At 36.9% G+C, this 23080-nt stretch carries 22 protein-coding genes; 13 read left to right on the plus strand and 9 right to left on the minus strand.

Annotation, left to right across the window (positions count from 1 at the left end; translation table 11 throughout):
- Positions 1–287: 287 nt before the first annotated feature.
- Positions 288–2564 carry a catalase/peroxidase HPI gene (gene katG / locus AC0INN_RS16060; RefSeq protein WP_306614046.1) on the minus strand — a complete coding sequence of 759 codons (2277 nt, stop codon included), beginning with the start codon at positions 2562–2564 and terminating at the stop codon, positions 288–290.
- Between the two features lie 286 nt (positions 2565–2850).
- Here katG and AC0INN_RS16065 point away from each other — a divergent pair, with 286 nt between their 5' ends.
- Positions 2851–3312, plus strand: a complete 462-nt coding sequence (locus AC0INN_RS16065) for a heme-binding domain-containing protein (protein WP_273649263.1) — start codon at positions 2851–2853, stop codon at positions 3310–3312.
- A 10-nt stretch (positions 3313–3322) separates the two neighbouring features.
- On the plus strand, positions 3323–3736 hold the full coding sequence (locus AC0INN_RS16070; protein ID WP_273649265.1) for a thiol-disulfide oxidoreductase DCC family protein: 414 nt from the start codon (positions 3323–3325) through the stop codon (positions 3734–3736).
- A 176-nt stretch (positions 3737–3912) separates the two neighbouring features.
- Here the strand turns inward: AC0INN_RS16070 and AC0INN_RS16075 are convergent, their stop codons facing one another.
- Positions 3913–5346, minus strand: coding sequence for an alpha-amylase (locus tag AC0INN_RS16075; RefSeq protein ID WP_273649267.1), 1434 nt, complete (start codon positions 5344–5346; stop codon positions 3913–3915).
- Between the two features lie 189 nt (positions 5347–5535).
- Here AC0INN_RS16075 and AC0INN_RS16080 point away from each other — a divergent pair, with 189 nt between their 5' ends.
- Positions 5536–6195, plus strand: a complete 660-nt coding sequence (locus tag AC0INN_RS16080; RefSeq protein WP_172280255.1) for a DUF4290 domain-containing protein — start codon at positions 5536–5538, stop codon at positions 6193–6195.
- Complete coding sequence (gene murA, locus AC0INN_RS16085) at positions 6196–7503, plus strand: UDP-N-acetylglucosamine 1-carboxyvinyltransferase (protein ID WP_306614050.1); 1308 nt, start codon at positions 6196–6198, stop codon at positions 7501–7503.
- Positions 7504–7572: 69 nt separating this feature from the next.
- Here murA and AC0INN_RS16090 read toward each other — a convergent pair whose 3' ends face one another.
- The 6 genes from AC0INN_RS16090 to AC0INN_RS16115 form a co-directional block, all read right to left on the minus strand.
- The gene (locus AC0INN_RS16090) at positions 7573–9501 is read right to left on the minus strand and encodes a DUF2207 domain-containing protein (RefSeq protein WP_306614052.1); all 1929 of its coding nucleotides are present in this window, start codon (positions 9499–9501) and stop codon (positions 7573–7575) included.
- Positions 9502–9504: 3 nt separating this feature from the next.
- The gene (locus tag AC0INN_RS16095) at positions 9505–10059 is read right to left on the minus strand and encodes a LemA family protein (RefSeq protein WP_172280261.1); all 555 of its coding nucleotides are present in this window, start codon (positions 10057–10059) and stop codon (positions 9505–9507) included.
- A 113-nt stretch (positions 10060–10172) separates the two neighbouring features.
- Positions 10173–10484 (minus strand): NIL domain-containing protein, encoded by a 312-nt coding sequence (locus AC0INN_RS16100; protein ID WP_172280263.1) that lies wholly within the window; start codon positions 10482–10484, stop codon positions 10173–10175.
- A 157-nt stretch (positions 10485–10641) separates the two neighbouring features.
- A complete protein-coding gene (locus tag AC0INN_RS16105) occupies positions 10642–11292 on the minus strand; it encodes a YiiX/YebB-like N1pC/P60 family cysteine hydrolase (protein WP_306614055.1) in 651 nt (216 codons plus the stop codon).
- Positions 11270–11725, minus strand: a complete 456-nt coding sequence (locus tag AC0INN_RS16110; RefSeq protein ID WP_273649274.1) for a DUF1801 domain-containing protein — start codon at positions 11723–11725, stop codon at positions 11270–11272. Before AC0INN_RS16110 ends, AC0INN_RS16105 begins: the two co-directional genes overlap by 23 nt.
- Positions 11726–11849: 124 nt before the next feature.
- Entirely contained in the window at positions 11850–13637 is a 1788-nt protein-coding gene (locus AC0INN_RS16115; RefSeq protein WP_306614058.1) for a T9SS type A sorting domain-containing protein, read from the minus strand.
- A gap of 292 nt (positions 13638–13929) precedes the next feature.
- On the opposite strand from AC0INN_RS16115, the gene AC0INN_RS16120 reads away from it, so the two are divergent.
- The 5 genes from AC0INN_RS16120 (at position 13930) to lnt (ending at position 19266) form a co-directional block, all read left to right on the plus strand.
- On the plus strand, positions 13930–15135 hold the full coding sequence (locus AC0INN_RS16120) for a pyridoxal phosphate-dependent aminotransferase (protein ID WP_172280270.1): 1206 nt from the start codon (positions 13930–13932) through the stop codon (positions 15133–15135).
- Between the two features lie 8 nt (positions 15136–15143).
- Complete coding sequence (locus AC0INN_RS16125) at positions 15144–15641, plus strand: hypothetical protein (protein WP_306614060.1); 498 nt, start codon at positions 15144–15146, stop codon at positions 15639–15641.
- Positions 15631–16644 (plus strand): UDP-N-acetylmuramate dehydrogenase, encoded by a 1014-nt coding sequence (murB, locus tag AC0INN_RS16130; RefSeq protein ID WP_306614062.1) that lies wholly within the window; start codon positions 15631–15633, stop codon positions 16642–16644. Before AC0INN_RS16125 ends, murB begins: the two co-directional genes overlap by 11 nt.
- A gap of 57 nt (positions 16645–16701) precedes the next feature.
- Positions 16702–17505 (plus strand): pyrroline-5-carboxylate reductase, encoded by an 804-nt coding sequence (proC, locus tag AC0INN_RS16135; RefSeq protein ID WP_306614064.1) that lies wholly within the window; start codon positions 16702–16704, stop codon positions 17503–17505.
- Between the two features lie 126 nt (positions 17506–17631).
- Positions 17632–19266: an apolipoprotein N-acyltransferase gene (gene lnt, locus AC0INN_RS16140; protein ID WP_306614066.1), complete on the plus strand. Its 1635-nt coding sequence runs from the start codon at positions 17632–17634 to the stop codon at positions 19264–19266.
- A gap of 149 nt (positions 19267–19415) precedes the next feature.
- Here the strand turns inward: lnt and AC0INN_RS16145 are convergent, their stop codons facing one another.
- On the minus strand, positions 19416–21128 hold the full coding sequence (locus AC0INN_RS16145; protein WP_306614068.1) for a T9SS type A sorting domain-containing protein: 1713 nt from the start codon (positions 21126–21128) through the stop codon (positions 19416–19418).
- A gap of 239 nt (positions 21129–21367) precedes the next feature.
- Between AC0INN_RS16145 and rpmB the strand changes: the two genes are divergently transcribed.
- The 4 genes from rpmB (at position 21368) to AC0INN_RS16165 (ending at position 23019) form a co-directional block, all read left to right on the plus strand.
- Complete coding sequence (gene rpmB / locus AC0INN_RS16150) at positions 21368–21607, plus strand: 50S ribosomal protein L28 (protein WP_007841810.1); 240 nt, start codon at positions 21368–21370, stop codon at positions 21605–21607.
- A gap of 7 nt (positions 21608–21614) precedes the next feature.
- The gene (gene rpmG / locus AC0INN_RS16155) at positions 21615–21797 is read left to right on the plus strand and encodes a 50S ribosomal protein L33 (protein ID WP_034683820.1); all 183 of its coding nucleotides are present in this window, start codon (positions 21615–21617) and stop codon (positions 21795–21797) included.
- Positions 21798–21817: 20 nt separating this feature from the next.
- Positions 21818–21970, plus strand: coding sequence for a DUF4295 domain-containing protein (locus AC0INN_RS16160; RefSeq protein ID WP_002976755.1), 153 nt, complete (start codon positions 21818–21820; stop codon positions 21968–21970).
- A 104-nt stretch (positions 21971–22074) separates the two neighbouring features.
- Positions 22075–23019: an MBL fold metallo-hydrolase gene (locus tag AC0INN_RS16165; protein WP_306614072.1), complete on the plus strand. Its 945-nt coding sequence runs from the start codon at positions 22075–22077 to the stop codon at positions 23017–23019.
- The last annotated feature ends 61 nt before the right edge of the window (positions 23020–23080 follow it).

The raw sequence follows: 23080 nt of genomic DNA on the forward strand, positions 1-23080 counted from the left end.
TTCCACAGATCACTAAAGGTGTAAACACTAAAAATGGAATAAGTTTAAACATTATTTTGTTTTAAATTAGAATAAATAAAAATTAAGAAACAAATTACATACCATTGATCCCAAACTGATAAATATCATTTGGCTGAAAAGCCTTTATTTATGGCGGTTTAGCATATCCTCATAAGTCGAAAGCTAACTATACTTAATTTATTATAAACGCAAAATATCTGAGCCCCAGTAAAAAAGCCACCCTTATCAGGATGGCTCGTTATTATATATTTAATACAACTATAAAATTAAGCTATATCAAAGCGGTCCAAATTCATCACCTTTGTCCATGCTGCAGCAAAATCTTTTACAAATTTTTCTTGTGCATCAGCACTTGCATATACTTCAGCAATTGCTCTTAATTCTGAATTGGATCCAAATACGAGATCAGCACGGGTAGCTGTCCACTTTGGCTGTCCGCTTTTACGATCAGTTCCCAGGTATAATTCATTGTCACCAGAGGCTGCTTTCCATTGAGTTCCCATATCAAGCAGATTGACAAAGAAATCATTGGTAAGAACTCCAGGACGATCTGTAAACACCCCGTTTTTAGAGCCGTCAAAATTAGCATCTAATGCTCTCATTCCACCGATTAATACTGTAAGTTCGGGAGCAGTAAGGGTCAGCAATTGCGCTTTATCAATTAATAGGGCTTCAGTAGAAACCGTATATTTCCTTTTTAAATAATTACGGAAACCATCTGCTGCCGGCTCCAGATATCCCATCGATTCAATATCCGTCTGTTCCTGAGAAGCATCCATACGGCCAGGCGTGAAGGAAACCGAAATATCGTGCCCTGCAGCTCTTGCTGCTTTTTCTACAGCTGCTGTTCCTCCTAAAACAATAAGATCTGCTAAAGAAACTTTCTTACCGGAAGTTTGTGAAGCATTGAATTCTGCCTGAATATTTTCCAGCACATTCAGAATCTTTTGTAATTGCACAGGATTATTCACTTCCCAATCTTTTTGAGGAGCTAAGCGAATTCTTGCTCCGTTTGCTCCTCCCCGCTTATCACTTCCTCTGAAAGTCGAAGCCGAACCCCATGCAGTTGTGATCAGTTCCTGAGAACTTAACCCCGAATCAAATATTTTCCCTTTCAAAGTTTCAATATCAGAACCATCTATTAAGGCATGATTTACCGCAGGGATAGGATCCTGCCAGATCAGTACTTCATCCGGCACATCCGGTCCAAGATAGCGGGCTCTTGGCCCCATATCTCTGTGCGTAAGTTTGAACCATGCTTTTGCAAACGCTTCAGCCAAAGCATCAGGATTCTCGTAAAAATGTCTTGATATCTTTTCGTAAACCGGATCAAATCTCAGGGAAAGGTCCGTTGTAAGCATGGTCGGTTTATGTTTTTTAGAAGAATCGAATGCATCAGGAATGATCTCAGCTCCATCTTTCGCTACCCATTGATGAGCTCCTGCAGGGCTCTTGGTAAGTTCCCATTCATTTTCAAAAAGATTTTTGAAGAAGTAATTACTCCATTGGGTAGGAGTTTCTGTCCAGGTTACTTCCAGCCCGCTGCTGATCGCATCTGCTCCTTTTCCGGATTTATAACTGCTCGCCCATCCGAGCCCTTGCAATTCAATACCTGCTCCTTCAGGTTCTTTATCTACATGGTCGGCCGGTCCTGCACCATGTGTTTTACCGAAGGTATGTCCTCCTGCAATAAGGGCCACAGTCTCTTCATCATTCATCGCCATACGCCCGAATGTATCACGAATATCTTTAGCTGCAAGGATTGGGTCTGGATTTCCATCCGGACCTTCAGGATTTACATAGATAAGTCCCATTTGTACTGCTGCTAAAGGCTTTTCAAGATTTCTGGAATGTACTTTTCCATCCGCGTCATCATCTGTTGGTAACACAGCATGATTTTCCACCACCCCCTCAGAACCATGTGCATATCGGAGATCACCTCCCAGCCATGTTGTTTCGGAGCCCCAGTACACATCCATATCCGGTTCCCAGACATCTTCACGGCCTCCTGCATATCCAAACGTTTTAAAACCCATGGACTCTAACGCAATATTACCGGTGAGAATCAAAAGATCCGCCCATGATATATTTTTACCATATTTTTGTTTTATAGGCCAAAGTAACCTTCTTGCTTTATCCAGACTTACGTTATCCGGCCAGCTATTCAATGGTGCAAAACGCTGCTGACCTGCTCCGGCTCCTCCTCTTCCGTCTCCCACACGATAAGTTCCGGCACTATGCCATGCCATACGGATAAACAAAGGACCATAGTGTCCGAAGTCTGCAGGCCACCAATCCTGTGAATCCGTCATTAATGCATGAAGATCTCTTTTTACAGCTTCAAGATCCAGGCTTTTAAATGCTTCAGCATAATTAAAATCTTTATCCATTGGATCGGATAAAGAGGAATGCTGACGTAAAATATCAACTCTTAACTGATTAGGCCACCATTGTTGATTTTGAGTTCCGCCACCAGCTACATTTTGTTTCATTGTTCCATTATGAAACGGACATTTACTGATGTCATTTGAATCTTTTTCCATTGTCGTTTAAATTTTAATATTGATTAATACCGTTTATCTGATCTGAACAAGACAAACTTACAACAACCCATTCAATAAATACGATCTATTGATAAAATTTTTACGATAGTTAAAAACTATAATAAAACTTCTACAGCCCTTGTCTTATTTATTGCAATAAGTTAGCTATATTTAATTGAAAATGAAGCAAAATCAAAACACAGGCCTCCTATTTAGAATGATTCTATCCTTCATAATAAGGAAAAAAAGATTACATTTAAACATATAAACACTAAAATTCAAAAGCATGAAAAAAATATTGATCATCCTTCTGGTAGCTTTTATTATCATTCAGTTTTTTCCTATTGACAAGACCAATCCACCGCTGAATCCGGGTATGGATTTTTTAAAAATAAAAAAAACACAACCTGAGGTCGCCAAACTCATCCGTACATCGTGCTACGACTGTCACTCCAACGAAACGAAGTATCCATGGTACTCAAGCATTGCTCCTTCATCGTGGTTTCTCAAAAATCATATTGATGAAGGCAGAAAGAATTTAAATTTCTCTACCTTTGCAATGTATGAACCTGAAAGACAGGCACACAAATTGCAGGAATGTATTGAAATGATTGAGAAAGAGGAAATGCCTCTGGAATCCTATATTGTCGGTCATCAGGACGCAAAATTAACCCCTGAACAGAGAAAGCAGCTTATACAATATTTTAAAAAAGTAAAAGCAGAAACGGAACGGTCGATGGTATTTTAAAAAAAGTGTTATGCAGGAAAATTGGCAGGATAAATATATTGTCTTCTTTGACGGAGATTGTGGAGTTTGTAATTTCTGGGTACAGTGGATCCTGGAACGCGACAAAAAAAACAAATTCCTTTTTGCTTCTTTACAATCGGATTTCGGCCAGAAGTTCTTATCAGAAAGAGGATTGGAGACTACTGTTTTCAATACGATGTATCTTTGGAAACCTAATCAGTATTATCTGGTAAAATCTAGAGCTGTTCTTCAGATTGCTCAACTCCTGGGTGGCGTATACCAACTTATTGCGGCCGGAAAAATCATACCGACTTTCTTAAGTGATAAGGTATATGATTTGATTTCAAGAAACAGAATGAAACTTGCTGCTCAAAAATGCTATCTGCCTGATCAAAATCAGAAAAGAAAGTTTATAGAAGTTTAAATTCCTGAATTAGAAATGGCAAGTATCATGATATGATTTCACAATACCTGCCATTAAGTAATATTACATATTCTGATTTTCGTATCGAAATTCTAAAATTCTAACTTCACTTCGTTATTCAACATAACAAAATCTCTCCGGAATTTATTAACTAAGTTTACGATTCTGTTCTACAATTATTGATTTAATGACCAAACAGAATAACTATTAGGAGGACATTGAATTTTCACTCTCTTATCAGCCTGTGTTGTAGGATACCAGGTTGATGCTCCTGTAAAATCCTTGATCTGCTGATTGCTCCAATTGGTGTCTACCCATCTTTCCTGCCAGCTTGATGAAGTGTTAATATACACCACCAGGCCAGGATTACCATTATACCCGTTACGTCTCGCAATATATTCATCATTATCTGTGTAGAGAATAGAGGTTGTCCCTGTTGCTTTATTGTTATGAATCCAGATGAGATTATTTAATCTTTCTTTATTAAGCCACTCCTCGTAATCCCTGTAAAATATGGTAGGATACCCTTCATGAGTCAGGATATAAGCATATGCTGGCATCTTATTATAAATAATATCAGTATCATGGTTGGCGACAAAAGTAACGGCTTTATATGGATTTCTTTTCCACATCATATCATCATTCAAAACATTGAGATTTCCGTTATCAAATGCTTCATCCATTTTATAATAGGCCGCAAAATCAAATACAGAACTGTTTGCATTATTTGCCCATGATTCCAGTGTATTAACATTGGAATCCCATAATTCTCCTACCGAAAAGCCACCTACCTTTGCATTCCAATTATTAACCACCCACGCACCAAAACCTTTTACATAATCAAATCTCCAACCGTCGAACTTCATTACATTCTTATAGTATTTACCAACGGAATCGTCTCTTCCCCAAAGCCAGTCCTGCACATGGGGATTAGCATGGCATAAATCCGGAAAACCGCCGAAAGAGCCTTCGTCGTTATTTCCGTAGGCATTTTTATAAAAATCATTGTAGTTTCTGGTAAATTTTCCTGAAGCTATTCCTGAAAAATTCGTCCATGTATTGGTTCCAGTATAAGGATTTGCTTCCGACTGCCCTCCACTGTTATGGTTGATCACAATATCCGCATAGACCTGCATATTTTCTGAGTGTGCTTTGGTGATCAATGCTTCCAGCTCAGCTCTCGAACCAAAACGGGTTTCCACACTTCCGTTTTGATTAAAGTTTCCAAAATCGTAATAGTCGGTAGGATCATATCCCATTGAATAAGCTCCGTTCTGCGCTTTGGATGCGGGAGGTAACCAAACTGCCCCGATTCCTGCATTGGACCAACCGGTAAGTTTATCTTTTACTGTATTCCACCAGTTTCCGCCATCCGGAACATCCCAGTAGAAACCCTGCATCAGAACACTTCCTCCCGGACCTGCAACAAATTTACCATTTACTGACTCTTTTCCAGTACTGAACGGCCTTCCATCATGACGAGTGACCTGTACTATTTTGGAATGAACTTCTTGTTCCCCCGAAGTGTTCCCGACTCCTTCATCATTGGTTTCACAGGAATTCATGATTCCCAAAGCCATTAATGAAAATAAGAAAGATGTTTTTTTCATAGTCCGTTTTTTAATTATTAATATAATAACTAAATTACACTTTTATTAAAATAAATTCCATTTAACGTGAATAAATTTACTTAGACTCAAAAATATGCTCTAAAATAGTATCATAAATTTTCATTAAAAAATCATAAACTTTTAAGATTATCGGCACAATTTTTCTTTTAATCCATATATTTGCATATTATGGAATATAACACCCAAAAAACGCAACTTAATATGCCGGAATACGGCAGAATTATACAACAGTTGGTTGAGCGTTGCAAAGAACTCCCTTCTAAAGAGGAGAGAAATGAAATGGCAATGGCAATCATCGATTTTATGGGACAAAGAAACCCACAACTTCGCGACGAAGAAAATTATAAACATAAACTTTGGGATCATCTTTACATTTTAGCCAATCATGATCTTGATGTAGATTCTCCTTATCCTTTTCCGACGAAAGAACAGCTTGAAGAAAAGCCAAAGAGAATGGAATACCCGAAACTTCAGGGTGATTTTAAATTTTACGGAAAAAGTATTCTTCAATTAATTGAAAAGGCTATAGAGCTTGAGGCCGGAGATGAAAAAGAAGCTCTTATTGAAGTGATTGCCAACAACATGAAGAAATCCTATAATGTTTATAATAAAGAGCATGTTACTGATGATGTGATTTTCCGTCATTTGAAAGAGCTTTCGGAAAACAGACTGGACCTTACAGGTATAGAATCCCTGGAGAAAAGTAAAATCTATTACAATACCAACAACCGAGGCAACAACAATAACAATAGTAATCGCAACAGCAATAATAAAAATCAAACCAACAAAAGAAGACATAACAATAACAACCATAAAAACAGAAAGTAAATGAGTGGAACGTTTCAAATAAGAGGAGGAAAAAGACTGCAAGGTGAAATTACTCCACAAGGGGCAAAAAATGAAGCTTTACAAATTTTATGTGCAGTTTTACTAACTGATGAGGAGGTAACCATTAAAAACATTCCTGACATTCACGACGTAAACAGGTTAATTGAAATTCTGGGCGATTTTGGTGTAAAAATCACTAAAAACGGGCCTGGAAATTACACTTTTAAGGCTGATCACGTTAATTTCGACTATGTAAAATCCAGCGAATTCAAAAAGGACGGTGCTAAATTACGCGGTTCTATTATGCTTATGGGCCCTATGCTGGCCAGATATGGTGAAGCTTATATGCCACCTCCGGGTGGAGACAAAATCGGACGACGACGACTGGACACTCATTTCCAGGGGTTAGTAGAATTAGGTGCCGAATTTCACTATGACGAAGAAGAATATTTTTACTCTTTAAAAGCTAAGGAGCTCAACGGGAAATTCATCTTACTGGAGGAGGCTTCAGTAACCGGTACTGCAAACATTGTTATGGCAGCAGTATTGGCGAAAGGAAAAACAAGAATTTACAATGCAGCTTGTGAACCTTATCTTCAGCAACTTTGTAAGATGCTGAACAGAATGGGAGCTAATATTTCCGGAATAGGTTCAAACCTATTAACGATTGAAGGAGTTACCCATCTGCGAGGTACGGAACATACGATGCTTCCCGACATGGTAGAAATAGGTTCATGGATTGGTCTTGCTGCAATGACAAAATCCGAGCTTACTATAAAAAATGTAAACTGGAATCAGCTGGGAGTAATCCCTAATACCTTCAGAAAATTGGGAATCCAGCTTGAACAAAGCAATGATGACATTTATATTCCTGCTCAGGAAAATTATAAAATTCAGAAATTCATTGATGGATCTATCCTTACTATTTCGGATGCTCCATGGCCGGGATTCACTCCTGACCTTCTTTCTATTATCCTGGTAGTTGCTACACAGGCGAAAGGAAGCATTCTGGTTCATCAGAAAATGTTTGAATCAAGATTGTTTTTTGTAGATAAGTTAATTGATATGGGAGCGCAGATTATTCTATGTGATCCACACAGAGCGACCGTAATTGGCCTTAACCAGGAGGCTCCTCTTCGTGGGACAACCATGGTTTCCCCGGATATCAGAGCCGGAAATGCTCTTCTTATTGCAGCTTTATCTGCCGAGGGAAAATCTATTATCCACAATATTGAACAGATTGACAGAGGATACGAAAATATCGACGGAAGACTGAAAGCAATTGGAGCGGATATCGAAAGAATATAAAAAAACATTTGTTTACAATATAAAAGCGTTCAGGACCCCTGAACGCTTTTTCTTTTTATAAGGCCTGGTTTACCAGCCGCCGCCTCCACCGCCACCTCCGCCGCCGCCGGAGAAACCTCCACCGCCAGATCCGCTTCCGGAACTGGAAGGTTGTGTAGATGCAGATTGTATAGATTTGGTAAGGCTCGAGTTCAATGTATTTCCAAAGCTATAATGATTTATAGAATTTCCAATATACCAGCTATGAACATATTCTGTTCCGTTAGCCATATTTTTCAACAAGGTATCAAATTTTTCACCCCAGATTTCATCTACTCCCAAAACCATAGCAAAGGGCAGAAGAGTTTCAAAAACCTGCGGTGTCAATTGTGGTGGATTATGGAATTTCAACTGTTCATTTTCCGCTGCTCCCATATACATTTTGAAACCTTCAATCAGTGATTTTTTCTGTAATTTCTCTTCTGACGGCCTTTTGATCAGATATTGATAGATCATCAGTGAAGTAAATGCCAGGGCAATGAAAATATAACAGATATTGAAATTACTGCTTTCAGTTATTTCATGACCGTTACTGATTAAGCTACCTATTCCAAATAGTATGCAAAATGGAATTGGAATGAGAAATTTCCAGGAAAGGCTTTTAAATAAAAATGCAACTAAAATAAATGCCACAAAAAGTATAACATACACCGCAATTCCGATGACAACCTTTTCCGCTTCCGGATAAATAGTATAACTTATATATAAACCAAGCATATACACTATTGTAATAAGTAAAGTAGGCAATACTAATTTTCCTGTGTTATTTCCTTCATTGAGAAATTTATCATGTTGGAATTTCAGCGTTTCCTTAAAATTCGTAACCACTCTTTCAATTCTGGAATCATATTTCCCATCAAACTTTACAGTATCGATGTTATCTGAAAAAAGCGTATTCATGAGATTAATTTCTTCTTTTGGTAAAGACTCATCTGCTTCTTTCAATTTTTTAAGGGTAAATATTTTTGAACTGAAAAGACCAAGAATTCCGGAATCTTCTCCTTCAATGATCTGAACATATCCTTTTATGGCCAGATTGACAATAGCTGCCGTCAGATATTTATTTTTGAAATTCTCATTTCTCAAATACCCTAAAGAAGCAGGAGAAAGATTTTCGGGAACATTAAACTGCGGATAAACTATTGGTTTTTCAGGATCCACGCCATATTTTCTCCATGTTGAGTAATAATAGAAGATCAATCCGATAAAAACGATAAACCCACCAATTAAAATTCCAAACTTTTCAAAGAAAGTGGGTGGCGGAGGAGGAATCATCACTCCTTTATTAAATCCTACGGCCACAGTAAGCCCTTCATTAGACTTAAGATCTGCCGCGGTCCATTCTATCGAACGATCAGACAAAACCTTTACAGTACAGTTCTGCGAACTGCTGCCATACGCTCCTGTATAACAGGAGTTCTGAAGTATTTTAGCGCCCTCCGGAAGATTAATTTTAGCAGAGACAAAATCAATATCAAAATCCCAATAGGTTCCGTTTACATTCCAGTAAACCTCATCATATTTATCAAAAAAACCGATCTGGTTCTCTGTTTTATACCTGATCTCATATTCATAATCTCCCGGATTCAGTATAATGTCTTTATTTCCAACATATATTTTTAAAAAGCCATCTTCTATAACGTCATGATAATCTTCTTCTACTCCGTTTTTTTTAATGGAGAGGATGGTATACTTAACTTTCTGATTTTTGTTATTCAGATTTCTGGAAAGCGGCAATGCCCGATAGATCCCTCGTTTAATCTGATCTCCCAGACTATGAACTTTGATATCTTCCTTTATCGTAAGACCGGAACTTTTATCGACATCAATATCAGAATGAAAGGAGAGAATTTTTTCGGTATTTTCTACCATGGCCATTTGATCGGGACGCCGGGGCTCTTCCTGACTGAAACCCAATACAAATGCTAACAGAACAAAAAGCAACAGATTTTTTTTCATTGCTTAAAATTTCACAGATGGAACTTCTCTTTCAGCTATATTTTGTAATTCAAAGAAGGCAGATTTTTCAAATTTATACATATTAGCAATGATATTGCTTGGAAAAGATTCTACCAGCGTGTTATTCTCACGAACCGTTCCGTTGTAATACCTTCTTGATTTTTCAATATCATTCTCTATAGAAGTAAGCTCCGATTGCAGCTGCTGAAAATTGGTATTGGCTTTCAGATCAGGATACTGTTCAGCTACGGCAAAAAGATTCATCATGGCTTGGTTCAGATTTTTTTCAGCTGCTTCCTTAGCTTCAACAGAATTAGCTCCTATAGCCTGAGACCTCGCTCTTGTAACACTATCTAAAGTTTCACGCTCGTGGGTTGCATATCCTTTCACCGTTTCTACAAGGTTCGGAATAAGATCATGCCGTTTTTTAAGCATAACATCAATACTGCTCCACCCTTCCTGAACCAGGTTCCTCAGTTTCACCAAACGATTATAAATAGAAACTCCATATAAAAGAAACAAAACAATTACAGCGACAATGATAATTAGTATGGTCATAGATTTTTAATTTATTGTAGTTAAAAGTACTATTTTTTCAGATACTGTTTACCATAAAAAAAAGTGCCCGGTAAACCGGAACACTTTCGTAATTAAAACTATATGAATCTCCCCTAAAAATACTTCCTGCAGGTATACTCCACACTGGTATTTAAAAGTTTATTTTTATTCAGATAATGCTCAAGCTGCCGGCAATCATCTGAATCTGCATTAATGTACAACTGTACTGAACCAAAATTACGTCCCTCTATATATTCCACATTGGCAGATAACACCCTGTGACAAATTCCGAACTGGTTATAAATGACATTCAGAATGTTTTCAAACTTCATTTTGCCATTTAATTCTATTTCCAGTATTAATTCTTTTTTTGGCAGGTTAATTTTATTTTGTAAAACCTGCAGGTTCGGATTTGGTGTTATCATCACTCAACTTTTTTGGTTAGACTACTTTGATTTCACATTTTCTTATTGCGTTAAATCTTTAGCAAAAATATAAAAAAATATTAGTCCACCAAATTAGTAGACTAATATTTTTCAATTTTAACATAAAAAAAGAGAAGCTTTTCACTTCTCCTTATTTTTACAGCTGTTTTATTCTTTCCAATTTATCTGAGGCAGCCAATCCATTAGGATTACAACCGGGTTCTCCTTCAGGTACTTTAAGTTTCTTTTTTTCATAGAATTCTTCCCAGAACAGGTTGGTCTTTCCTGTCTTAGGATCAATAAATGTCATCGGCTCCAGCTTAAAAATATGATACTCTCTAAATGCTCTTTCAATAAAATCCGAACAATAATAGGAATTGTCATCCAGAATATAATTGAAATTATACGGTTTCCCGATCATTGATTCAGCTTTAGCAATAGCAGACGGAATGGTATATTGATAATTATCTTTTAGCCGGTACACTACAACATTTTGCTGATCCTTCACCTGATCCTTTACAAAATTCTTAAGGGACTGTTTTTGAGATCCTCCTTCAGGCGCTGCATGCAATACAAAAAATGCATTACCTTCTTTTTTCAGAATACCGATATGATCAAAAGAAGCATTTTTTTGCTTTTGTGTTACATTATTGATCGCTCCCGACAAACCGGACTCTTTTGCCGTTACAAAAAGTAAGTCCCCATTTTTAAGATCTTCATTTTTAATGCTTTTGCATGCTGATATCAGAAATAAAAGAACAATGCATACAACAGGATAAACCGGGTTATTTTTTAAAATTTGATTCATAACATTCAATCCAATCTTCGACGGTCATTTTTTTACTTAGCTCAGCAATTAGTTCAAAAGGAATATCCTCCATTTTTTTAAAACGGATACAGGATTTCCCCATATCAAGCTTTTTCGTTGAATGCTTCGGAAATTCTTCAACAAACCACTCCAGAAGATCCGGCTTTGCGTAGATTCCCATATGATAGAGAGCAATAAAATTCTTTTGGGAAGCCAGGCTGATAAACGGAAGAGGTGATCCGGGTGTACAATGGTATCCGGCGGGATAAGTTTCCAACGGAACGCCCCACCCTACCATTCCATAACCAGTATTGCTACTAAAGCCTTTGGGTAAATTATTGTTTACAGCATCAAACAGTTTTTTAAAAGCCTCTTTCCTTTCTTCAGGAATCCGGGCGATATACTCTTCTATAGAGGTTGTATGGATTTGCATATTCGTTCAGTTTTATCAGTTTCCAAAATAACAAAATTAAAAGACAACTTCATATCATTATATATCAAATAAAAAAAGGCAGTCATTCTCATAACTGCCTTTCTTTATAATCTACATTAAGGATCTATTGTTTGATAGCCTTTACTGTTGTTTTTGAACCGTCTTTAAATTGAATATTCACAAAATACAATCCTGAATTCAATGTACTTAAATTGATTTCTTTCGTCGGATTTTCAATCGTTTTCACCAACCTTCCTGCCACATCCGTAACCGTAACAGCTTTAACATCTTTGGTATCTGAAATATACAATACATCTTTGAAAGGATTCGGATGAACATTCACCGTTTTTTTGTTTGCGTTTACTTCAGAAGTGCTTAGTTGTGCAGATTCCACCGTAAAGTTGTCAACAAAGAAATTATAATCCGGAGCATCATCTACTGTTCCGTCCGTTCCATAAAAGGCAAAGACTGTATTTGCACTGGTGTTACTTACCAGATCATAAGAATAATTAGTCGATACATTAGTAGCCGGGCTGTTTACATCCCAAGTCTTCAATATATTCCAAGTACTTCCACCATCATTGGAGACCATAAAATGTATTATATCATCAGAACCCATCGGAGAAGAAGCAGTTCCTGAATAGGTTGTTGCTCCGTAATCAAATTTTACTTTGTAACCACCTGCTGAAAGATCAAATGGTACTGTTTTTAGCCATCCTGTGCTATTTGTTGTGTAAAGATTGATTCTTATGGAACCTGTGGTCCCTACATTTAAAAATCCATCCTGCACCCAATATGTTGTAGATCCCGTAGGGCCTGTTGTAGGGGTACCTCCGGAAAGATTATTTGCCCAGCAATTTCCAGGTATAGAATCAAAAGTGTTTGTATACGGAGGTATCATTGCTCCGCATAAAGTTGTAAAAGTACCACCAATTGACCATCCGCTCTGGCTTGTTGCCGTAGTACAATTCGTTCTCACCCAATAATAATAGGTTGTTGATGAAGACAAGCTTCCAATAGTGGTTGATGTTCCGGTAACTCCCGTAATATTCGGAGTTGTAGCACTTGTCGGAGGCGTGTTTGTTGTACTGTAATACACATCATAACTTGCTGCTGTTGTTGTCGGAGGAATTGTCCACGAAACCTGCGCTGAATTTGAAGTAAGTGTTCCTACAGGCTGAAGCGTCGGAGCAGAGCAATCTGTGAAAGCATCCGCTGAAAACGCAAAAATATTCGAAATTCCTGAGCCGGCACTTTTCGCAACGGTTATGCTTTGTATCGGTTTAGTAACATTAGCCGCATCAATGGTAAGTACAGATTGATATAATCTGGGATTTGTCGTACTGGATTCCAATACGTTATTTGTCCTGTTAATCCTTCCGATTCCCTGGATGGCATAATTCGATCCCCCATACCAATCCGAAAGGGCAAGGCCTGAAAATACCTGAGTAGTATTATCTGTAAAGGTTACCGTAGCACTTACAGTAGATGTCCCACTACCACTTGTTGAAAGCATGTACAGTTTAAAAGCCGCCTTGGGAGTTCCAAAAACCAAAGTTCCGGACTGGCCTATGGTCGCAAGCCTTAAAGAGTTATTTCCACTTAGATCTCCCAACTGATAGCTGAGGCCCGGTGTACTTCCCACTACTGAATTGATAATTCCATTTACAGGAATTCCATAATTAATAGGGGTACTTGAGGAAGTAAGCTGGAAGTCCCTTGCCACAAATGCAAAGGAAACCCCATCAACATCCATTGTTGTAGACGTCATGGATGAACCTATCCCATTCGCAATAACATCTGCAGTATATCCTGATTGTACAGGCATTGTTTGAAAGTTTTGAGCCATCACATCTGACCCGAAAAACAGAGCACACGTACTTAATGCTCCAAAAAGTAGATTTATTTTCATAGTATTTAACATTAGCTCAGTAAATTTATAAAAAAATCAACACAAAACAACTTTATTTAAACAATATATAATAATTTAATATTATAATATACATAATCAACAATAATTAAAATAAAAATTAAAAACAATCATCAATATTAAAAATTAAATAAATATTGAAAAGACAATCAGAGGATTACAGATTTTAACCTCAAAGAACAATTTAATGCATGAAATATAATTATATAGTGTTCCTTATAATTTTAATATTGAAAAATTAAGTGTTATTTTTGCCATACAAATTTTTCAAACAATGCCGAATATATCAAACAGAGCACAACATATGCCGCCATCGCCGGTAAGAAAGCTGGTTCCTTTTTCTCTTCAAGCAAAGCAGAAAGGAATTAAAGTATATCACCTTAATATCGGACAACCGGATATTGAAACTCCGGAAACGGCTTTAAATGCTTTAAAAAATATTGATTTAAAAGTATTGGAATATGCTCTTTCTGAAGGAAACCTGGAATACAGAAAAGCACTTACAGACTATTATCATTCTTTGGGGTTTGCGGATCTCACTCCTGATAATTTCATTGTAACCAACGGAGGTTCTGAAGCATTAAATTTTGCTATTTCCACATTATGTGACGATGGAGACGAAGTTATTATCCCTGAGCCTTACTATGCCAATTACAATGGATTTGCAAGCACATTCAATGTCAACGTTGTAGCTGTTCCATCGACTATAGAAACAGGCTTTGCTTTACCTCCAATTGAAGAATTCGAGAAAAAGATCACTGAAAAAACAAGAGCTATCGTTATCTGCAATCCCGGAAACCCAACAGGATACCTTTATACCCGTGAGGAACTTCAGAAGCTGGCAGAAATTGCTTTAAAATATGATATCGTTGTAATTTCCGATGAAGTATACAGGGAATATGTATATGATGGAAAACAGCAGGTATCTATGCTTTCTTTTCCGGAATTAAGTGAAAACTGCATCATTATAGACTCAGAATCAAAGAGATATTCCATGTGTGGTGTAAGAATCGGCTGTATGATTACGCGTTCAAAAAAAATACACGATGCAGCAATGCTATTTGCACAGGCCAGATTAAGTCCTGTTCTTTTAGGACAAATTGCAGCTACAGCTGCACACCACAATGACGGAGCATATATCCGCGCGGTAAGAGAGGAATATACCCACAGAAGAAACGTTTTGGTGGATCTGTTAAATGCTATTCCCGGAGTAATCTGTCCTAAACCGAAAGGAGCCTTCTATTGTGTGGCACAACTTCCTGTAGATGACACTGAGAAATTCGCTCAATGGTTGCTGGAAAAGTTTTCGCTTAATAAAGAAACAATCATGGTAGCACCGGCAGGTGGTTTCTATAGCGATCCTGAACTGGGTAAAAAACAAGTAAGAATTGCTTATGTACTAAAAGAGCAGGATTTAAGAAGAAGTGTTGAAATTCTAAAAGAAGCACTAAAACAATATAAATTAGAGTTCAATCTATAAATAACACAATGTCAGCAGTAAGAAATTTAGTTTTGAGAATATTATTTTCAATGTTTTTATTGCTGACATTTTTTTCATGCTCCCAAAAGGAGAAAAAAGCTCCTGTTCCACAAAATCCTAATGAAATCACTTTCATAAGCGTTTCAAATATTGGTGGCATTCTTGGAGACTACAGGATTATAAAAGTTACTAAAGATTCCATTTCCCTAGAAAAAGGCACCACAGCAAAAAAGACACACCAGTACTGGAGCTCTTCAATGCATGCTAACAAATGGAAGCATCTGGTTTCAAGTCTTGACATACGAACCCTGAACAGCATTAAAAGCTCTCCCAGCGCCCAATCGGTAGATGGAGTTGACGAAACTTTTCAGATCAGGGCACCGAAAAAGGCACATGTCTACGTGAATGCTTATCAGGATACGATTCATTATTCCCAACTGCAAACTCTTAAAAACAGAATAGAAGAGATTCTTCCTAAAGAATACCAACAAGCCTATGCACGATAATTTTTCCCTAAAACCCTACAATACCTTTGGCGTTGAAGCGAAAGCAAAATATTTTACAGAAGTAACAACCATTGATGAGCTGAAAGAAGCAATCCTATTCTCCAGATCTCACTCTTTACCGCTCTTATTTTTGGGCGGCGGAAGTAACGTTTTACTTACAAAAGATTTCGATGGTATTGTCATTCTTCTCAATCTGAAAGGAATAACCGAAAAAAATCAGGACGAAAACAATATCCTGGTAACAGCAAATGCTGGTGAAAACTGGCATGGGTTTGTCATGTACTGTCTGAATAATAATTATGGCGGACTGGAAAATCTATCTTTAATCCCGGGAAATGTAGGTACCTCTCCCATGCAGAATATCGGCGCTTACGGAACTGAAATAAAAGACATCTTCGTTCAATGCTCTGTCCTGAACCTGGAAACCCTTGCAGTTGAAATATTTGATCTGGAACAATGCCGGTTCGGCTACAGGGATTCTATTTTCAAACAAGAAGGAAAAGGAAAGTATGTGATTCTGGACGTAACGTTCAGGCTGACAACGAAAAATCATATCATCAAAACTGAATATGGTGCGATTACAGGAGAACTGGAGAAATTAAACATTAAAAATCCTACCATACAGGATGTTTCCAATGCTGTGATCAATATCAGACAAAGCAAACTTCCAGATCCTAAACTGATCGGAAATGCAGGTAGTTTTTTTAAAAATCCGACAATTCCAAAATCCCAGTTTGAAGACCTTAAACTAAAATTCGAAAATATTCAGGGATACCCTAATGGAGATCAGGTAAAAGTTCCCGCAGGATGGCTGATTGAGCAATGCGGATGGAAAGGTAAGCAAATAGGAAACGTAGCTTCACACCGATTACAATCGCTTGTTATCATTAACGCTACAGGAAATGCTACAGGAAAAGAAATTTATGATTTCTCCACATTAATCATTAACTCTGTAAAGGAAAAGTTTGGAATAGAGCTGGAGAGAGAAGTAAATATCATATAAAATAGAAAAACTAATTACAAAAAATAATATTTTCGTTTAGAATTAAAAAAGCACAATATGAAAATAGCCATTCTGGGAGCAGGAAATATGGGGTTATCATTTTCAAAATCTTTCCTGAAATATGAGTTGATAAAACCTGCAGATCTGCATCTGATTACAAGAAACGAATCTAAATTCGCCAAAATATCGGAAGAATTTCCCCATTCAAAAATTTCTACGTTCGATGAAGTTAGGGAGCTGGATGCTGATCTTATTATTATCGCTGTAAAGCCACAGGACTTTCAGAATGTGGTGGATAAGATTCAATTTACTCTTAAAGAAAATCAGATGATTTTATCCATTATGGCCGGAATTAAAATACAGAAGATTCAGAAATTATTAAACCATCGAATGGTGGTCAGAGCGATGCCTAACTCCCCCACTCTTTTAGGAATGGGCATTACGGGATATACCTCCGCGGAAGGTATTTCTTTCAGCCAGCTTATTATTATTGAAAGGCTTCTCAACAGCACAGGAAGATCGGTTTATTTGGAAGACGAAGAACTATTGGACGGTGTAACCGCTTTATCCGGAAGTGGTCCTGCTTATTTTTATTACATTGTTGATGCAATGATTAAGGCCGGTGTAGAAATGGGAATTGATGAAAACCTCTCTAAACTTTTCGTTAAACAAACCATGTTGGGCGCCTACCATCTGATGAATAACTCCGAAAAAAGCCTTGAAGAATTAATAAAAGATGTTGCCTCGAAAGGAGGTACTACCGAAGCAGCTCTAAAGACTTTTGAAGAAAAAGGATTAAAGGAAGCTATCGGGAAAGGGATTCTAAATGCAGAAAATCGCGCTAAAGAACTAAACGGCTAAATCCACTACATAAGGTACAGTAAAAATAGTGTTCGAGGTATAATAATAAGCCTCTGCAATTTCTTTACCCTCAATTGCAGATTTATTCATTTCAAAAACATTAAATTTGTATGTTAATCTAATGTAATGAAATACGTTCTACTTACGCTCATTTCAGCGATGCTGCTGTCCATATCATGGCCAACTTACGGGATTCCGTTTTTTATTTTCTTTGCTCTTGTTCCTCTCCTTATGATGGAACATGGCGTTTCTAAATTTTCAAGCTTTAACAGAAAAAGCTGGGTAGTTTTCGGACTTTCCTACCTATGTTTTGTGATCTGGAATATTGTGACAACAGGATGGCTGTACGGTTCAAGAAACCCGGATGGCAGTCATTCATTAATGGCCGTTGTATTTCCTGTTCTTGTCAATTCATTTTTATACTCCCTGATGTTCCAATGTTACCATTGGTATAAAAATGCACAGGGAACCTACTGGGGATTTGCATTTCTTATCGCTATCTGGATGGGATTTGAGAAATTTCATATGAGCTGGGAACTTACATGGCCATGGCTTAATCTCGGCAATGCATTTTCTGATTATCCGAAATTAATCCAGTGGTATGATACCCTGGGAGCTACAGGAGGCAGCTTCTGGATCCTGATCGTCAACCTTTTTATTTTTTATACCATAAGGACTTGGGAAGCAGGACGCAAAAGAAAAGATCTTATCAAAAATACATCGATTGCCGTAGCTATAATCGTCATTCCAATGATTATTTCAATAATTAAGTATAATAATTTTGATGAAAAACCGACAGGCCAGGTAAATGTTTTATTACTCCAACCCGATCTTGATCCATATGCAGAAAAATATTCGACGGACAGCCTGACAATAGAAAATGATCTTCTTGGTCTTGCGGAGAGAAACTCCAAAGGTAAGATTGATTATTATATTGCTCCGGAAACAGCACTTCCGGGAAGAGGATCTATTTCGGAAACTGCTTTTGAAAAAAGCGTACTTCTGAATAACATAAAAGGCTTTCTCTCCAAACATCAAGGTTCTGTTTTTGCTACCGGAATTTCTTCGCATCGTTTTTACCTGAATCAGAACAATCTTCCTAAAGAAGCTTATCAGATCAATCAGGGGCTGTGGGTTTCCAGCTACAATTCAGCCATTCAGGTCATTCCCAATCAAAAAGTAGAAGTCTATCACAAAGGCAAATTAGTTCCCGGTGTGGAAATATTCCCCTACATGAATGTTTTAAAGCCTATTTTAGGAGATGCTATGCTCAACCTGGGAGGAACCGTAGCATCATTGGGTACAGACAAAGAAAGGGTAGCCTTTTCAAACCCTTACAATAAAGGAAAACTGGCTCCTATTATTTGTTATGAAAGTATCTACGGAGAGTTTGTTACGGATTATGTGAGAAAAGGGGCTAACTTTTTAGCCATTATGACCAACGACTCCTGGTGGGGTGTTACAGAAGGGCATAAGCAACTTTTGTCTTATGCCAAATTAAGAGCCATTGAAACCCGTAGAGAAATTGCCCGCGCAGCCAATAGTGGAATTTCAGCACACATTGATGCAAGAGGAGAAATTGTTGCCGACACTTTCTACGGAGATAAAACTACTTTATTTGCGAAAGTGAATCTGTATGATCAACAGACTTTTTATACAAGGACCGGGGACCTTTTATCAAGAATCTCGATTTTTGCACTAGGTTTCTTGCTTTTCTATTTTTTAATTAAAAGAGTTCAGAGCAGATTTCAAAAAAAATAAAATTCAATTAACTAAAAGGGAAGCTTTTGAGCTTCCCTGATAGACGTCTCTTCGATTGATTATATCGAAGATCCGACACAAACAAATACAAACAATAAAAAGAAAAACCAGCTGGACACCTGGTTTTTCCCGGTTAATAAAACGTTCAATTATTTAATGATAAGTTTTTTAACAGTCCATTGATCTTTTATTTTTACTTTCAGAAAATAAATCCCTTTCGGAAAACCGGACAGATTTACAGACTGATCCGCATTCTTTTTTACAGTCAACTTTCTTCCGTCTACTGCATACATTTCAAAATCAGTAATTTGCTTTCCTTTAATAAATACTTTTTCCGAAGCAGGATTGGGATATATTAAAAACTCATCATCTTTAATAATATCCTGAGTTCCCAAGGTTCCTTCTGCAGAAGGATCTGAATATACTCCTGAGGCATCTATTGATCTTACGCTCCAGTATAAATTCTGAATGGATGGGTCAAGATCTAAGAACCATGAGGACGTTGTTACTACATATCGTGCCACATCATAAGCTCCGGGAGTCTTTCCAACTTTGATTTCGTACCGCAAAGCATTTACAGGCGTCTTATCATCACCTGCTCCACTCCATGAGAAATTAAACTTGTTACCGTTTCTGGTAAGATTCAGGTTTACAGGAGGCGAAGGTTTTAAATTTGCTTCCGTAGAAACATTTTTGAAGATTTTAGTTAGTGAGGGCATTCCCGGATCTGCCCAATCAAATCCGGACAATACAACATCAAGATGATGATCATTGTTATAGTCAAGTAAATGCACAAAACCAGGGCCTCCTAAAGTATGTAAACCTGTTGTTATATTTTCAGTAAATGTTTGACCGGCAGGACTAAATAAAAACACTTTAACCAAGGCATTATTATTTTCATCATTTCCAGACAGTATAAAATCATAATACCCGTCATTATTCAGATCTCCTGTTGCCAGGGATGGCTCTGAAAATTCCGGAATGTTAAGTTGCTGAAGATTAAAATGGCCGGCACCATCATTCATCAGCACACCTAGATACCCTTCATAATTTTCATCCTGAGCAGCTACCACAATATCCTGATAACCATCTGCATTAAAATCGGCAAATTCAAGCTTTCCGCTTGCTAAAGGTAAAAGCGTCTGAGACAGGGTAAGTACCCCTGAATTATTGAGATAAACCCTGAATAGCGGATTACTATTGATATCATATCCCAAAATTACCATATCCAGCAACTGATCATTATTCAAATCCACCATTTTAAAACTGCTGTTTTGTGTGCCTTCCATCCAACCCGGAATCAAAAGAAATCCATTCCCTGTATTCTGATAATAATCCAATTTATTAACGAAACCTGTCCCGCTAATGTATTGCGCTCCATTAATAGCATAATCCTGCAGCCCGTCATGATTAAAATCGAAAACTTCCATTGAACCATATACCTTACCGGGAAGCTCAGCTTCCTTAACAAATCCCGAACCGGTATTGCGGAACCGGTAATGTTTGTAATTAACGATATCCATATAACTTAAGCCAGTAGAAATAATATCAGCAAGCCCGTCATTATTATAATCAATAACTTTGATATCTCCCAGATGGGTAACATCTACTCCCAGATTAGCATAGGAAGTCATTGTAGTACCGTTATTCTTATATATTTCATTGAATGAAGTATCCGCACTACCATCTCCATCTGTGTCTATTGCTCCATTAACGACTATGTCCTGAAAACCATCTCCATTAATATCCGCCACATCACAGGATGAATAATAAAAATTCTTCATATCCGTTTGTACTTCAGAAAAATTTTGTGCCATTATACCGACCGGTAACATAGATAGTAAAACACAGACCTTCTTCATTTTATTTTTATTTAGATTAATTAAAAACAAAGATATGTGATAAATTTATCTAATGTTATGATTTTTACATGAAATATATCAGTTCCCGCTCTCTGTCAGGAATCAGCTGTTATATAAGGTAATCTTCAATATTATTAATCAAGATGTTATTTGTAAATATTTTCTAAAAGATTTGCCTATCTAAAAAATTCTTCGTTATTTTGCAACCTCAAATATTATACAAATAAGAACATCGAGATATGTCAAGAATTTGCCAAATAACAGGAAAGCGTGCAATGGTTGGTAACAACGTTTCTCACGCTAATAACAAAACGAAGCGTCGTTTTGAAATTAACTTATTGGAGAAGAAGTTTTACCTTCCGGAGCAAGATAAGCACGTAACACTGAAAGTATCAGCTCATGGATTGAGAGTGATTAACAAGATTGGAATCGAAGAAGCTCTTGAAAGAGCTGTAAGAAACGGATTGATTAAAAAGTAATTGAATCATGGCAAAAAAAGGAAACAGAGTTCAAGTAATCCTTGAATGTACAGAGCACAAAGAAAGCGGTATGGCAGGAATGTCTAGATACATTTCTACTAAAAATAAAAAGAACACTACAGAAAGATTAGAGCTTAAAAAGTATAATCCTGTTCTTAAGAAATATACTCTTCATAAAGAAATCAAGTAATTTATAAAATATAATTTACCATGGCAAAAAAAGTAGTAGCAACCCTACAAAGCGGTCAGTCAAAAAAAATGACTAAAGTTGTGAAAATGGTGAAGTCATCTAAATCAGGTGCTTACGTTTTCGAAGAAAAAGTAATGAATGCAGACGAAGTTGATGGTTATTTGAAAAAATAATCCCCTACTTTATTTACAATATAAAAACTACTCATATTTTGAGTAGTTTTTTTGCTTATTACATATTTTAAGTTAAAACAACTTATTTTAGTAAAAAAATATTGATGAAAAATTTCATTTTATGTACATTCCTACTACTTATAGCTAGCTGCAATAGTAGAAAAGCACCAACAGCAGAGAAAAGTAAAACAGGAATACAGCTCATTGTATTAGGAAATGTTCAGGACGCAGGTTCTCCTCAATTAGGATGCAACAAAGAATGCTGTAAAGACCTTTGGAAAAATCCTGATTTAAAACGAAAGATCATATCCATGGGAGTAATGGATCATCAATACCAAAAAAACTATCTTCTTGATGCCAGTCCTGATATTTCTTCTCAGTTACAATTACTGCAACAAGAACATACAACACCAAAAATAATTGATGGGATCTTCATAACGCATGCTCATATAGGACATTATACAGGTTTAATGTATCTGGGAAAAGAAGGTGCATCCACACAAAATATTCCCGTATATGCAATGCCCAAATTAGCAGGATTTTTAAATAACAACGGACCATGGTCGCAATTGGTGACTCAAAAAAATATTGTGGTTAACGAAATGCAAAATGAGCATCCTGTTACCTTAAGCCCTAATCTAAAAATCATCCCTATTCAGGTCCCTCACCGTGATGAGTTTTCAGAAACGGTTGGTTTTTTGATCGAAGGTCCTGAAAAAAAAGCGTTGTTTATTCCTGATATTGACAAATGGGGGAAATGGAAATACAATATTACGGACTTCATAAAAAAGGTGGATTATGCTTTTATTGATGCAACATTTTACAATGCCACAGAGCTTAATAACCGGGATATTTCAACCATTCCTCATCCCCTGGTTGAAGAAAGCATGCAATTGTTTAACAACTTAAGCCCGGAGTATAAAAAAAGGGTATATTTCATCCATTTCAATCACACCAATAAACTATTAAATCCGGAGAGCAACGAAAGTAAGACTGTCATTAAAAACGGATATAATATTGCAAGAATGGGTGATATTGTAACATTATAATTTCATATATATGATGTTTTAAAACCGCTGTAATAAGCTTAGCCAAAAAAGACAGCTTTCA

Source organism: Chryseobacterium subflavum (genome assembly GCF_055762745.1).

Bases quoted from the DNA above. Each gene is read 5' to 3' on its own strand.
- proC (WP_306614064.1), top strand. From the start codon at position 16,702: ATGAAAATAGCCATTCTGGGAGCAGGAAATATGGGGTTATCATTTTCA.
- rpmG (WP_034683820.1), top strand. From the start codon at position 21,615: ATGGCAAAAAAAGGAAACAGAGTTCAAGTAATCCTTGAATGTACAGAG.
- AC0INN_RS16115 (WP_306614058.1), bottom strand. From the start codon at position 13,637: ATGAAAATAAATCTACTTTTTGGAGCATTAAGTACGTGTGCTCTGTTT.
- AC0INN_RS16105 (WP_306614055.1), bottom strand. From the start codon at position 11,292: ATGAATCAAATTTTAAAAAATAACCCGGTTTATCCTGTTGTATGCATT.
- murA (WP_306614050.1), top strand. From the start codon at position 6,196: ATGAGTGGAACGTTTCAAATAAGAGGAGGAAAAAGACTGCAAGGTGAA.
- AC0INN_RS16100 (WP_172280263.1), bottom strand. From the start codon at position 10,484: ATGATAACACCAAATCCGAACCTGCAGGTTTTACAAAATAAAATTAAC.
- AC0INN_RS16070 (WP_273649265.1), top strand. From the start codon at position 3,323: ATGCAGGAAAATTGGCAGGATAAATATATTGTCTTCTTTGACGGAGAT.
- AC0INN_RS16125 (WP_306614060.1), top strand. From the start codon at position 15,144: ATGTCAGCAGTAAGAAATTTAGTTTTGAGAATATTATTTTCAATGTTT.
- AC0INN_RS16080 (WP_172280255.1), top strand. From the start codon at position 5,536: ATGGAATATAACACCCAAAAAACGCAACTTAATATGCCGGAATACGGC.
- murB (WP_306614062.1), top strand. From the start codon at position 15,631: ATGCACGATAATTTTTCCCTAAAACCCTACAATACCTTTGGCGTTGAA.
- AC0INN_RS16145 (WP_306614068.1), bottom strand. From the start codon at position 21,128: ATGAAGAAGGTCTGTGTTTTACTATCTATGTTACCGGTCGGTATAATG.
- AC0INN_RS16120 (WP_172280270.1), top strand. From the start codon at position 13,930: ATGCCGAATATATCAAACAGAGCACAACATATGCCGCCATCGCCGGTA.
- rpmB (WP_007841810.1), top strand. From the start codon at position 21,368: ATGTCAAGAATTTGCCAAATAACAGGAAAGCGTGCAATGGTTGGTAAC.
- AC0INN_RS16075 (WP_273649267.1), bottom strand. From the start codon at position 5,346: ATGAAAAAAACATCTTTCTTATTTTCATTAATGGCTTTGGGAATCATG.
- AC0INN_RS16160 (WP_002976755.1), top strand. From the start codon at position 21,818: ATGGCAAAAAAAGTAGTAGCAACCCTACAAAGCGGTCAGTCAAAAAAA.
- AC0INN_RS16095 (WP_172280261.1), bottom strand. From the start codon at position 10,059: ATGACCATACTAATTATCATTGTCGCTGTAATTGTTTTGTTTCTTTTA.
- AC0INN_RS16110 (WP_273649274.1), bottom strand. From the start codon at position 11,725: ATGCAAATCCATACAACCTCTATAGAAGAGTATATCGCCCGGATTCCT.
- lnt (WP_306614066.1), top strand. From the start codon at position 17,632: ATGAAATACGTTCTACTTACGCTCATTTCAGCGATGCTGCTGTCCATA.
- AC0INN_RS16090 (WP_306614052.1), bottom strand. From the start codon at position 9,501: ATGAAAAAAAATCTGTTGCTTTTTGTTCTGTTAGCATTTGTATTGGGT.
- katG (WP_306614046.1), bottom strand. From the start codon at position 2,564: ATGGAAAAAGATTCAAATGACATCAGTAAATGTCCGTTTCATAATGGA.
- AC0INN_RS16165 (WP_306614072.1), top strand. From the start codon at position 22,075: ATGAAAAATTTCATTTTATGTACATTCCTACTACTTATAGCTAGCTGC.
- AC0INN_RS16065 (WP_273649263.1), top strand. From the start codon at position 2,851: ATGAAAAAAATATTGATCATCCTTCTGGTAGCTTTTATTATCATTCAG.